The sequence below is a fragment of the Otoolea muris genome (assembly GCF_943193115.1).
GTDB classification, from domain to species: domain Bacteria; phylum Bacillota; class Clostridia; order Lachnospirales; family Lachnospiraceae; genus Otoolea; species Otoolea muris.
In genome coordinates this window covers 1-12,356 of the sequence record NZ_CALPCY010000050.1, presented here as the reverse complement: position 1 = coordinate 12,356, position 12,356 = coordinate 1, and the positions used below count along the sequence as shown (strand labels likewise).

General features: G+C 46.5%; 13 protein-coding genes and 2 pseudogenes. 12 read left to right on the top strand and 3 right to left on the bottom strand.

Annotated elements, in window-relative coordinates; genetic code table 11:
* Positions 1-48 precede the first annotated feature (48 nt).
* From rnpA to jag, 4 genes are read left to right on the top strand one after another with little or no spacing between them, the layout of a single operon-like run.
* Entirely contained in the window at positions 49-420 is a 372-nt protein-coding gene (rnpA, locus tag NFS31_RS21065) for a ribonuclease P protein component (protein ID WP_251499559.1), read from the top strand.
* The gene (gene yidD, locus NFS31_RS21060; protein WP_251499556.1) at positions 401-610 is read left to right on the top strand and encodes a membrane protein insertion efficiency factor YidD; all 210 of its coding nucleotides are present in this window, start codon (positions 401-403) and stop codon (positions 608-610) included. Before rnpA ends, yidD begins: the two co-directional genes overlap by 20 nt.
* A gap of 16 nt (positions 611-626) precedes the next feature.
* Positions 627-1,868, top strand: coding sequence for a YidC/Oxa1 family membrane protein insertase (locus tag NFS31_RS21055; RefSeq protein WP_251499554.1), 1,242 nt, complete (start codon positions 627-629; stop codon positions 1,866-1,868).
* Positions 1,869-1,884: 16 nt separating this feature from the next.
* Complete coding sequence (jag, locus tag NFS31_RS21050) at positions 1,885-2,547, top strand: RNA-binding cell elongation regulator Jag/EloR (protein ID WP_251499551.1); 663 nt, start codon at positions 1,885-1,887, stop codon at positions 2,545-2,547.
* A 208-nt stretch (positions 2,548-2,755) separates the two neighbouring features.
* Here jag and NFS31_RS28505 read toward each other — a convergent pair.
* A pseudogene (locus NFS31_RS28505) lies at positions 2,756-2,845 on the bottom strand (DUF6783 domain-containing protein); the annotation flags it as partial.
* Here NFS31_RS28505 and NFS31_RS27995 point away from each other — a divergent pair.
* The 4 genes and pseudogenes from NFS31_RS27995 to rsmG all read left to right on the top strand — a co-directional run.
* Positions 2,804-3,067, top strand: a pseudogene (locus tag NFS31_RS27995) (DUF6783 domain-containing protein); the annotation flags it as partial. The pseudogenes NFS31_RS28505 and NFS31_RS27995 overlap by 42 nt on opposite strands.
* Before the next feature lie 95 nt (positions 3,068-3,162).
* Positions 3,163-4,539: a tRNA uridine-5-carboxymethylaminomethyl(34) synthesis GTPase MnmE gene (gene mnmE, locus NFS31_RS21045; protein WP_251499608.1), complete on the top strand. Its 1,377-nt coding sequence runs from the start codon at positions 3,163-3,165 to the stop codon at positions 4,537-4,539.
* Positions 4,540-4,578: 39 nt separating this feature from the next.
* Positions 4,579-6,474: a tRNA uridine-5-carboxymethylaminomethyl(34) synthesis enzyme MnmG gene (gene mnmG / locus NFS31_RS21040; protein WP_251499549.1), complete on the top strand. Its 1,896-nt coding sequence runs from the start codon at positions 4,579-4,581 to the stop codon at positions 6,472-6,474.
* An 87-nt stretch (positions 6,475-6,561) separates the two neighbouring features.
* Positions 6,562-7,299: a 16S rRNA (guanine(527)-N(7))-methyltransferase RsmG gene (gene rsmG, locus NFS31_RS21035; protein ID WP_251499546.1), complete on the top strand. Its 738-nt coding sequence runs from the start codon at positions 6,562-6,564 to the stop codon at positions 7,297-7,299.
* Positions 7,300-7,804: 505 nt separating this feature from the next.
* On the opposite strand, the gene NFS31_RS21030 is transcribed toward rsmG, so the two are convergent.
* A complete protein-coding gene (locus NFS31_RS21030; RefSeq protein WP_251499543.1) occupies positions 7,805-8,755 on the bottom strand; it encodes an alpha/beta fold hydrolase in 951 nt (316 codons plus the stop codon).
* Positions 8,756-9,570: 815 nt separating this feature from the next.
* On the opposite strand from NFS31_RS21030, the gene NFS31_RS21025 reads away from it, so the two are divergent.
* From NFS31_RS21025 to NFS31_RS21015, 3 genes are all read left to right on the top strand, one after another.
* Positions 9,571-10,341 (top strand): ParA family protein, encoded by a 771-nt coding sequence (locus NFS31_RS21025; protein WP_251499541.1) that lies wholly within the window; start codon positions 9,571-9,573, stop codon positions 10,339-10,341.
* A gap of 123 nt (positions 10,342-10,464) precedes the next feature.
* Positions 10,465-11,430: a ParB/RepB/Spo0J family partition protein gene (locus NFS31_RS21020; protein WP_251499605.1), complete on the top strand. Its 966-nt coding sequence runs from the start codon at positions 10,465-10,467 to the stop codon at positions 11,428-11,430.
* An 81-nt stretch (positions 11,431-11,511) separates the two neighbouring features.
* A complete protein-coding gene (locus tag NFS31_RS21015) occupies positions 11,512-12,018 on the top strand; it encodes a DUF4446 family protein (RefSeq protein ID WP_251499538.1) in 507 nt (168 codons plus the stop codon).
* 78 nt (positions 12,019-12,096) lie between these two features.
* Here NFS31_RS21015 and NFS31_RS27990 read toward each other — a convergent pair whose 3' ends face one another.
* Positions 12,097-12,282: a hypothetical protein gene (locus NFS31_RS27990; RefSeq protein WP_334303118.1), complete on the bottom strand. Its 186-nt coding sequence runs from the start codon at positions 12,280-12,282 to the stop codon at positions 12,097-12,099.
* Here NFS31_RS27990 and NFS31_RS27985 point away from each other — a divergent pair.
* Positions 12,220-12,356, top strand: a 137-nt coding sequence (locus NFS31_RS27985) for a DUF6783 domain-containing protein (RefSeq protein ID WP_334303119.1), incomplete at its 3' end; no start/stop codon positions are given. The two genes, NFS31_RS27990 and NFS31_RS27985, sit on opposite strands and share 63 nt — an antisense overlap.

The following is a 12,356-nucleotide window of genomic DNA, read 5'->3' as shown; positions in this document are numbered from 1 at the left end:
CCGGTTTCGTTTGGCCGTTAATTGCGGACCGCAGTACGAGGAGAGCGGATGAAGCGTTTTAATTCGATCAAAAAGAACGGGGATTTTCAGAAGGTTTACAGGACGGGGCGATCATTTGCGGATAAGCTTCTGGTTATGTATGCGCTGGATACGGGGCGGGCGGATTCCCGGATCGGGATTTCTGTCAGTAAGAAGGTTGGCAACAGTGTGGTGCGTCACCGCATTACACGTTTAATCAGGGAAAGCTTCCGGCTGAATAAGAACATAGTGAGAGATGGATTGGATATCGTGGTTGTGGCGAGAGCCGCAGCGAAAGAGGCAGGATTCAAAAATATCGAGAGTGCATATCTGCACTTATGCGGACTTCATAACATTTTAGAGAATCGAAGTGAGAATATTGATGAAGAAAATCATAATTAGTATGATTCGGGGATATCAGAGGTTTATTTCCCCTTTGACAGGACCTCACTGTAAGTACACGCCTACCTGTTCTCAATACGCCGTTGAGGCAGTTGTTAAGTATGGCGCTGTAAAGGGTATGATTTTGGCCTGTAAGCGGATTCTTCGCTGCCATCCGTTTGCAGAAGGCGGTTATGATCCAGTTCCGTAGGATAGGAGGTAATTCATTGGAATTTGTAATTGCGACGAAGGCCGGGTCGATTATGGGACCGATTGCCAGTTTATTCGGATATATTATGGATTTTCTGTTCCGGATAACGAGTAATATGGGAATCATGAATATTGGCCTTTGCATTATTTTGTTTACGATTATCACAAAGCTTCTGCTGTTTCCTTTGACGATCAAGCAGCAGAAGTCGTCTAAGCTGATGTCTGTGATGAATCCGGAGATTATGGCGATTCAGAAGAAGTACAGGGGGAAGACGGATCAGACGTCGATGACCAAACAGAGGATGGAGATGCAGGCTGTATATGATAAGTTTGGATCGAGTCCTACGGCTGGTTGTCTGCCAATGTTGATTCAGTTTCCTATTATTCTGGCTCTTTATCGTGTGATTTATAATATTCCGGCTTATGTACCTTCAGTCAGAGTGTTTTTTGACAATGTAGCCAATCCTTTGAAGGATCAGCCGGATTTTGTCAATAAAATTGCGGAGCTGGCTGAGGGCGTCAATATGGCGGTCGATAAGGTTGATTTTACCAATCTGGACAAGATTGTCGATATGTTATATAAGTTTACGCCGGAAAAATGGGAGACGCTTGAGGGGCTGTTTCCTCAGATTGCTGACGTGATTGCAGTGAATGCGGATAAGATTGAGCAGATGAACTCATTTTTTGGCATTAATCTTGCTTCCGCGCCGTTTACCGGGTTTACGTCGATCACCGTTGCATGGGCGATTCCGATTCTGGCGGGCCTTACACAGTGGTTTTCTGCGAAGATGATGAGCAGTACGCAGACGATTGATCCCGATGCGCCCGGCGCTTCGATGATGAACAGTATGTTGATTACCATGCCTTTGATGTCGGTCGTTTTTTGTTTTACCCTGCCGGCGGCTATCGGTATTTACTGGGTGGGACAGGGCGTTCTTCAGATTGTACAGCAGCTCGCGGTGAATTCTTATATGGATAAGATCGATCTGGACGAGATGATCAAGAAGAATGTGGAGAAGATGAACCAGAAGCGGGCAAAGAAAGGGCTCCCCCCTGCGAAGCTGAATCAGAATGCCACGACGAGCTTAAAATCCATTCAGTCTCAGGAGGAGAAGGATAAGCTGCTCATGGATGAGAAGATGAGTAAGCGGGATAAGCAGATTAAGGAATCAAATGAGTTCTACAATTCTGATCCGAAGCCGGGAAGCATTGCCGCAAAGGCGAGGATGGTGCAGAAGTTTAATGAAAAGCACAAGTAAGCAGGAGGATGCCAGAATGGATATGATTAAGGTTACCGCAAAGACCGTGGAAGAAGCAGTAACAAAGGCATTGATCGAATTGGAGATTACGAGCGATAAGCTGGAGTATGAGGTAATCGAAAAGGGGAGCGCCGGTTTCCTGGGGATTGGCTCAAAGCCGGCTGTGATTCAGGCTAAGAAGAAGGAGACGCTTGAGGATTGCGCCGTGGAGTTTTTGACGCAGATTTTTGACGCGATGAGTATGACGGTGCAGATTGATCTGGAGCTTAAGGAAGAGGAGAAGGAGCTGTGCATCAATCTTTCCGGCGGCGATATGGGGATTTTGATCGGTAAGAGAGGACAAACACTTGATTCCCTGCAGTATCTTGTAAGCCTGATGGTGAATAAGACAAACGCCGGCGATTATATCCGCGTCAAGCTTGATACGGAAAATTACCGTGAGAGAAGGAAGGAGACGCTGGAGACGCTGGCTAAGAATATTGCTTACAAGGTAAAACGGACGAAGCGTTCGGTTTCGCTGGAACCGATGAATCCGTATGAGAGAAGGATTATCCATGCGGCGCTTCAAAATGATCGGTATGTGGTGACAAGAAGCGACGGCGAGGAGCCGTTCCGCCATGTGATCATTTCCCTTAAAAGAGAGGGAAGAAGAGAGCGGGTGGAGAAGACGGATCGATAGATGGATAGAGGCAGGTAATGAGACAGCGGGAATACTTCGGTATTCCTGCCGTTTTTCTTATGGGATGGGAGTTGATATGTAACCGTTCAGAAGGCGGGGAATCCGCAGCGGGCGGACAAAAAGATGACTGTACGAAAACGTAATGGCCGCGGGCAAACACGGTCCTTCGCCGCAGACGTGCAGAGGGCGCTGATAGCGAGTGATTTATTCACTGGAATTTAAGCAATGGTGTACTAGAGCGTGTTTGAAAATTCATTCCTGGCATCTGCACGCCCCACTTCGCGGTATATTTGTGCCAAATTCACTTAACGCAGCCCACTGCGCCGCGTTCATTTGGCACAAATCTCCCACAAAGTGGCACGCACAGCTACCAGAAAGCAATTTTCAAACACGCTCTAGGGTACTGTCCCGATTATATCTGGCGAAACTCCGCAGGATAAATTTTCATCAGCAAGGCGGAGAAGGGAGGCGATGCGGCGGCATCGTTGACCGCCGACAACACAGTCTGATGGAAATTTAGGCATGGAGGTTTGCCTGAATATCATCGGTACAGTACACTAGGGTTTTCTGAACGGTTACGTATGGCTACTATATCTATATTGAGGTTTTCAGATGATGGGATCAGATACGATTGCCGCGATTGCGACGGCAGTTACAAATTCAGGGATTGGAATTATCCGGATCAGCGGGGATGAGGCTCTGCGCATCGGGGATCAGATATTCCGGGCGAAGAGCGGAGATAAGAGGTTAAGCGGGCAAAAGGCTTATACGGTTCACTATGGTACGATATGGGATCAGGGGGAAATGATTGACGAGGCTTTGGCGCTTGTTATGCGGGCCCCTCACAGTTATACGGCTGAGGATACGGTTGAGATTGACTGTCATGGGGGCGTGCTGGTGATGCGGCGTATTTTGGAGGCGGCCATACGTTGCGGGGCCAGGCTGGCAGAACCGGGTGAATTTACGAAGCGCGCGTTTTTGAATGGCAGGATCGATCTGTCGCAGGCAGAGGCGGTGATGGATGTGATTCAGTCCGAAAATCAGTATGCGCTGAAGAATTCAGTGAGCCAGTTGAGAGGCTCTGTGTCTCGCAGGGTAAAGGAGCTTCGGGAGAAGCTTCTCTATGAGATTGCTTTTATTGAGTCTGCGCTGGATGATCCGGAGAATATTTCGCTTGACGGCTACGCGGCGCAGCTTTCGGAGACGGTTTGCGGGATGAAGAGGGAGCTGGCGCGGATGATGGAGACATTTGACAGCGGCCGGATTCTGACAGAGGGGATCAAAACAGTTATTTTGGGAAAGCCGAATGCCGGAAAGTCGTCACTTCTGAATGCGCTGTCCGGGGCGGATCGGGCGATTGTGACCGAAATTCCGGGGACAACGCGGGATGTGCTGGAGGAATCGATCCGAATTCGCGATATCAGCCTTCGTCTGATCGATACGGCCGGAATCCGCGATACTGAGGATGTTGTGGAGCGGATCGGGGTGGAGAGGGCGAGACAGGCTGCTGAGGAGGCGGATTTGATCCTGTATGTGGTGGATGGCGCGCGTCCTCTGGATGAGAGCGATCAGACGATTATCCGCCTCCTGGAAGGGAAAAGGGCGCTTGTCCTGCTGAATAAAACGGATTTGGATTTGATCGTGACGCAGGAGGAGATGAAAGAGCGAACGGGACATGAGGTGATTTTGCTCTCGGTGAAGGAAGAAAAGGGGCTGGAGGAGCTGGAGGATCGGATCGAAGCTCTCTTTTTTGCGGGTGAGATTGACTGGAATGATGAGGTAATTCTCACGAATCTGCGCCATAAGACGGCTGTGGAAGAGGCTTTTCGGAGTCTTGAGCTGGTTGAGAGGAGTATTTCCGATCAGATGCCGGAAGACTTTTTTTCAATCGATTTGATGGATGCATATGAGAGGCTGGGAACGATCATCGGCGAGGCGTTGGAGGATGATCTGGTAAATGAGATTTTCAGCCGCTTTTGTATGGGAAAATAATTGGGCGATGCGGTGTTTTAGGAAAAGAGGGATTGGATAATGCCTGATTGGACAGAGAAGTATGATGTTGTGGTAGTTGGGGCCGGGCATGCGGGGTGCGAGGCAGCTTTGGCGGCGGCCAGGCTTGGGCTTGAAACGATGATGTTTACTGTCAGCGTGGACAGTATTGCGCTGATGCCGTGTAATCCGAATATCGGGGGCAGTTCAAAGGGGCATTTGGTCCGTGAGCTGGACGCGCTGGGCGGCGAGATGGGGAAAAATATTGATAAGACATTTATTCAGTCGAAAATGCTGAATCAGTCCAAGGGACCGGCGGTTCACTCCCTGCGCGCGCAGGCGGATAAGCGGGAGTATACGGGGCAGATGCGGAAGACGCTGGAGAATACGGATCATTTGACAATCCGCCAGGCCGAGGTATGTGAGATATTGACCGAGGAGAAGCGGGTGGTGGGAGTGAAAACATTTTCCGGAGCAGTCTATTTGTGCGGCGCGGTGGTGCTTGCTACGGGGACGTACTTGAGGGCCAGGTGTATCTATGGGGATGTGAGCAATCCGACTGGGCCGAACGGCCTGCAGGCAGCTAATCATCTGACGGATTCTTTAAAGGCGCTGGGGATCCGGATGTATCGTTTTAAGACGGGAACGCCGGCAAGAGTAGACAGGCGGAGCATTGATTTTTCTAAAATGGAAGAGCAGTTCGGGGATGAAAGAGTTGTTCCCTTTTCCTTTTCCACAGATCCGGAGTCGGTACAGAAGGAGCAGGCTTCCTGCTGGCTTACCTATACGAATGAGAAGACGCATGAGGTGATTCGTAAAAACCTGGATCGTTCGCCTTTGTTTTCCGGCGCGATTGAGGGAACCGGGCCAAGATACTGTCCGTCTATTGAGGATAAGGTAGTGAAATTCCCGGATAAGGATCGGCATCAGGTGTTTGTTGAGCCAGAGGGGCTTTATACAAATGAAATGTATCTGGGAGGAATGTCAAGTTCGCTGCCGGAGGATGTTCAGTTCGCGATGTACCGCACGGTTCCCGGGCTGGAGAATGTGAAGATTGTAAGGAATGCGTATGCGATTGAATATGACTGTATTGACGCCAGACAGCTTAAGCTTTCGCTGGAATTTAAGGAAATAGAGGGTTTATTCAGCGGGGGACAGTTTAATGGGAGTTCCGGTTATGAAGAGGCCGCGGTTCAGGGCTTTATGGCAGGGGTGAATGCAGCGCGCAAGATTAAAGGCCAGGAGCCGATTGTTTTTGATCGTTCGCAGGCGTATATCGGCGTTTTGATCGATGATCTGGTTACAAAGGAGAGCCATGAGCCGTATCGAATGATGACGTCAAGGGCGGAATACCGCCTGCTTTTGCGTCAGGATAACGCGGATCTTCGGCTCTCCCGAATCGGGCATGATATTGGCCTGGTCAGTGACGGGCAGCTTGAGCGTGTGATGTGGAAGGAACAGGTAATAGGGGAGGAGCTGGCGCGTCTGGAGAAAAAGCGTGTGGGAGCTTCCGCAGAGGTTCAGACGTTTCTGGAGCTTCATGAAAGCGTGCCTTTGAAGACAGGTACTTCTATGGCTGAATTGATACGCAGGCCGGAATTGAATTATGCGGTGCTGGAACCTCTTGATCCGGAGCGTCCAAAGTTTCCGGCGGAGGTGGCTGAACAGATCAATATCAATATTAAGTATGAAGGATATATCAGGAGGCAGACGCAGCAGGTCGCACAGTTTAAGAAAATGGAAGGAAAGAAGCTGGAGCCGGACTTTGACTACTCTCTTGTAAAGAGCCTGCGCAAGGAGGCGGTGCAGAAATTAAATTTGCTTAAACCGGCGAATATTGGACAGGCGTCAAGGATATCCGGCGTTTCACCGGCAGATATTTCTGTTTTAATGGTATATCTTGAGCAGAACAGAAGAAATGGCGGGCAGATGCCATAACTGTTTTAGCTGTTGCAGGCAGATACTGTAATTGTTCAGTTTGTCTGAATGGTTATTGTGAATGAAAGGATGGTCGGGTGCAGACAGATGGCTGGGAACAGGGATGAATTTGTGATGCGGATGAAGGAGGAACTGTGTCAGATCGATCTGGAGTTGACGGATCGTCAGATCGATCAGTTCTATCAGTATTATGAGAATTTGATTCATTGGAATACAATGATCAATTTGACGGCTATCACGGAAATGGGCGAAGTAGTGACAAAACATTTTGTTGACAGCCTGACTCTGAAAAGAGCGGTGGGAGATATAGAGCGGATTTCTTATTCATTGATCGATGTCGGTACAGGGGCTGGGTTTCCTGGAATTCCGCTTAAAATCGCATTTCCGGATTTGAAGATAACGCTTTTGGATTCATTAAATAAACGGGTGAAGTTTTTGGAAGAATTGATTTTGAGCTTGGAATTAAAGGGAATAAAGGCTGTCCATGGAAGAGCAGAGGACTATGCGAGAGAAAATGTTTCACGTGAAACATTTGACTTATGTGTTTCACGTGCGGTAGCCAATATTTCTACGCTGGCAGAATACTGTATGCCTTTTGTCAAAACCGGCTGCTATTTTGTAGCATATAAGTCAGGAAAGATCGAGGAAGAATTAATAGCTGGAAAAGGAGCAATCAAAAAATTGTCGGGGGAAATAGAGGATGTATTGTCGTTTAGGCTGCCGAATTCGGATGAAAGGAGTTTGGTGAAAATTAAGAAGATAGCCAATATAAATAAGAAATATCCCCGGCGATCCGGGTTGCCATCAAGAGAGCCATTGAGATAGGGCTTGGGTGACAGGAGAGAGGCAGAGCGCTATTGAAAAGCGTGTTATGGATATGAGGATGGACAGGGGGTGTCTGTTTTCTATCCATAGCACGCTTTTATTATTGTTGTAGCTTGTTCAGATAGGTCTTGCCAATACTCTGATCGTACAAAAACATGGGCGCTGACGGGTATATGCCCTATCGCGATGCTATTTTTATGGCAAGGCGCTATACAATTTAGGTTATTTGAAATATTACAATTATATAGATTGCTCTGTATATTTAATTTGCTAACTGCTGGCTATCTCACGACGCCTCCTTGGTTATGATATTATGTACTCTCGGAATCTTGCTGTGCCTGATTTTGTGAGATGATTTTTTGTCAGATGTGCACAAATTTATGAGGCGTACGTGGAGCGTACGTTGATTAAATTTGGGTGCATCTGGCGGAAAATCAGCCGCAAAAGCAGGCGCAGAGAGATTCCGAGAGTACATTATTATATTTGGACAGTAACAATCACATTATTACGCAAAGAAAATATGAATAAGTTCTAACAACTTTTCTGGCGTCTCCAATTGAGGCAGATGCCTGGTTTTTGTAATTACAGATGATTCTATCGCGGAGTTTAGGGATTGATACTCTCTGATCGTTTTATTGATTTCAGGCTCTTCACTTCCACCTACAATATAGATGCTGTTGTCAATCTTTTTGAGTGCGTTACGGATGTTGCAGTTTGTATATCTGCACTCTAAGCTGGAAAAGATTGCCTTGGGAGAATCACCCAGGTAGGCGGATTCATAGTAATGATCGATATAGGCAGGTCTTGCGCAATATGGGTTATAGAAATATTGTTCCTGAAAACATTTTTCGATCATGGCGTGGCTGGTTGTGATTTGGTAGAGCAGGGTTCCGATGATTGGAAGATCTAAAAGCAGTTTAAGGAATTTTGCATGCTTACCCGGAACCTGCATGCATTTGTCAAAACTGTCAGGATTGATCAACATGAGTCGGCCGAACAGTTCGGGAGAATGGTTGCATGCCATAATCACAAATGGGGAGGACGCTCCGGAAACGATCAGATCGGTCCGGCGGCCAATCTCTGATTTGATGAAGTCACATATTAACTGTACAAAGAGGTAGCTTGTATAAGTGAAGTTCGGCTTTTCTGAGCGTCCGCAGCCAAGGAGATCAAGTGTATAAACCATATAGCGGCGACTGAGCTTGTCTGTTAAAAGGTGATACTCATATCCGCTGGAGGAAGCATTTAAGTCATGAATTAAAAGAAGGGGCCTTCCACTTCCAGATTTAGTATAATGGATATTTCCCAGACGCCATTTATAACAGAGGGGATCTGGTTCATCCATCAGATTCTTTTGAACAGCGGATAACTGAACCCATTTATTCATTAAAGCAATGGAAGCAGTACCGGCAGTCAGAAGAGAGAGCAGAGTCATTAGCTTATTTTTTTTATTCATCGTTCAGACCTCCTATAAGGCTTTTCTTACAAATGTTAGCTTGTAATGATTGGTGGCGAAAATAGAAAATTCATCCATTTTATTATTATATCATTTTTTTAAATATCAATACATTAAGAAATTCTTACAGTAAGATTTTGAAGAGCTTAGCAACAATTCAGAAAGGTCTGCGCACTTACAGCGTTGACCGTACGCCCGCAGACGTTGCATTTTATATGGTAAGAGCAGCAGAGGGATGAGCCTGTCTTAAGTGTTACACAAGATTACCAATGTTTCACGTGAAACATTTTCTTTTTTTTCTGTAAAACATATATGCAAACGGGATCCAAGTGTGCTATACTAAGTATTGTTCACAGATATTCCGAGAGGCATTCTTCGTGCAAAAATAGCGGAGGATTGAAACTGGTGAGAGCTCTGATTTTGTGAGACAGATGCTTTGTGCTAGTACACCGTTTTCTTAATCCTTATATACTAAGCGCTTGATATTTGTATCAGTGCAAGGCGGAGGAAGGAGGCAATGCGGTGGCATCGTTGACTGACGACAACGCGGCAATGATGCAAATAGCGAGTGCTTAGTATATGAGGAATTAAAAAACGGTGTACTAGTGTACTGTCCCGATTATATTCAGGCAAACCTCCTTGCCTAAATTTCCATCAGACTGCGTTGTCGGCGGTCAACGTAGCCACCGCATCGCCTCCCTTCTCTGCCTTGCTGATGAAAATTTATCCTGCGGAGTTTCGCCAGATATAATCGGTACAGTACACTAGTGCTTATGAATCGAAATGAAATGCATTTGAAAAAGAAAGGAAACATCATGGGACGTACAATTGCGATTGCAAATCAAAAGGGCGGGGTTGGTAAGACGACAACTGCGATCAATTTATCTGCCTGTTTGGCAGAGGCTGGTCAGAAGGTCTTAACCATTGACTTTGATCCGCAGGGGAATGCTACGAGCGGACTGGGCCTGGAGAAAGGGCAAATCGATGATACGGTATATGAGATGATGTTGGGCGACTGTTCATTTGAGGAATGTCTTCAGAGGGATGTGCATGATAATTTAGATGTTCTTCCTTCTGATTCCAATTTGTCAGGTGCAGAGATTGAGCTTTTGGATGTGGACGGCAAAGAACTGGTGCTGAAAAAAAAGCTGGAGCGGATACGGGGGATGTATGATTTCATTATTATAGATTGTCCGCCGTCGCTCAGTCTGCTCACGATCAATGCATTGGTTGCGGCGAATACGGTGCTGGTTCCGATTCAGTGTGAGTATTATGCGCTGGAGGGGCTGAGCCAGGTTATGCGCACGATTAATCTGGTGAGAAGGAAGATGAATCCCTCTCTGGAGATGGAAGGCGTTGTATTTACAATGTATGACGCCAGGACGAATCTGTCTCTTGAGGTAGTAGAGAATGTAAAGAATAATTTGAATGAGAGAATTTATAAAACGATCATCCCCAGAAATGTTCGTCTCGCTGAGGCGCCGAGTCATGGAATGCCGATCAATATCTATGACAGCAAATCAGCAGGCGCAGAGAATTACCGCCTTTTGGCTGCTGAGGTAATCAGCAGGGAAGCCGATCTTTAGTAATGAATGATAGTGATGTGCAATGACAGAAGTATTTGTTTTGGTATTTCTTATGCGATTTTGCCTTCAAAATTCACAACAACACAGTGATAAGCTATAATAAACCGGAAGATGGAGGATATGATGTCAAAAAGAACTGGACTTGGTAAAGGATTGGGAGCTCTGTTCGGAGAAGAATATACGGATAACAAGACTCCGGTTGTAAAAGAGGAAGGCGCGCCGAATCATTCTGATGGGGAATTAAAAGGGGAGAATGCGCAGCAGGCGAAGCAGGAAGTCAAGGTGGTTGAGGTTGAAAAGGAGAAGTATTTAAATATTTCTCTGATCGAGCCGAACAGCAGCCAGCCCAGAAAGATGTTTGATGAGGAGCAGTTATTTGAGCTGGCAGCTTCGATTAAATCGTACGGAGTTCTCCAGCCTGTACTGGTGAAGAAGAAAGAGGATCATTATGAACTGATAGCAGGAGAACGACGCTGGCGGGCTGCCAAGTTGGCAGGGCTTAGGGAAATCCCTGTTATTATCCGTGAGTATACAAAGCAGCAGACCATGGAAATTGCCCTGATTGAAAATGTGCAGAGAGAGGATTTGAATCCGATCGAGGAAGCCAGAGCATATCAGATGCTGATCCAGGAATTTGGATTAAAGCAGGAAGAGGTGGCGGTCCGGGTTTCTAAAAACAGGGCGACTGTTACAAACAGCATGCGCCTGTTAAAGCTGGACGAGCGTGTTCAGCAGATGCTGATCCTGAATCAGATCACAGGCGGCCATGCGAGGACGCTGCTGGCTCTGGAAGACGGGGAACAGCAGTATCAGGTAGCTATGAAAGTTATGAATAACCGTTTGAGCGTCAGGGAAACGGAAAAACTGGTTAAATTGCTGACAAAACCGCCTGTTCAGAAGGAAGAGAAGCCGGAAGAGAGGGATCTGAGCATTTTTTACCATGATTTGGAAGATAAACTAAAAAATGTTATGGGAACCAAGGTTGTTATCAATAAAAAAGATAAAAATAAGGGAAGAATTGAAATAGAGTATTATTCGTCCGCCGAGCTGGAGAGAATCGTAGAGTTGATCCAGTCCATAGGGAAATAAGAATTAAAATAGATGTGTGAGGAGCTATGAAAATGGCTGTATTGGAATTTGTAATCAGAAAGCTGGAAATGGGGACAAAAGATGGGAAATAGCAGTATTTTAAATATGCTGGGATTTGATCCCGCTTATATAATTGCCGGGTTGGCATGTTTGACACTCATATCATTTATAACGACCATCATTTGTATTTTACAATATAAAAGGCTGTACCGGAGATATGACCTGTTTATGAGAGGGAAAGATGCGGAGACGCTGGAGGATACGATTCTGGATTTGATGGATGAGGCTGTATATCTGCGCGACGAGGATAATGAAAGCAAGGATATGATCCACGCTATGGAGAAGCAGGTCAAGGCCGGATATCAGAAAACGGGGATTGTCAGATACAATGCGTTTAAGGGCATGGGAGGCAATTTGAGTTTTGTTATTGCGCTGTTGGACGACCATAATTCCGGGCTGATTTTAAACTCTGTCCACAGCCGCGAGGGATGCTATTTATATATGAAGGATGTCGTGGAAGGAAAGACGGAGATTTTACTGGGAAATGAGGAAAAGGAGGCCCTGGAGAAGGCGCTGGGGTATCACTAAATGGAGGGTGAGGCGATTTGGTAATTGTTGCTGTTGACACGCAGCGCGAGGTGGTTTTTGAGTGCATCGCAGCGTAAGTCACAGACAGCGGCCTCCTTGAGTCAAATCTGAGGAGAACGGCGCCAAACCGCGTTTTTTGCGAATTGTGTGCATCGCGAAAACTGTTACCGGGTACAGGGCCCGGCAATATTGTGAACAGTAATGTATCATTCCGTTTGGCTGCATATACATCCTAGAGCGTGTTTGAAAATTCATTCCTGGCATCTGCACGCCCCACTTTGCGGTATATTTGTGCCAAATTCACTTAACGTAGCCCACTACGCCGCGTTCATTTGGCA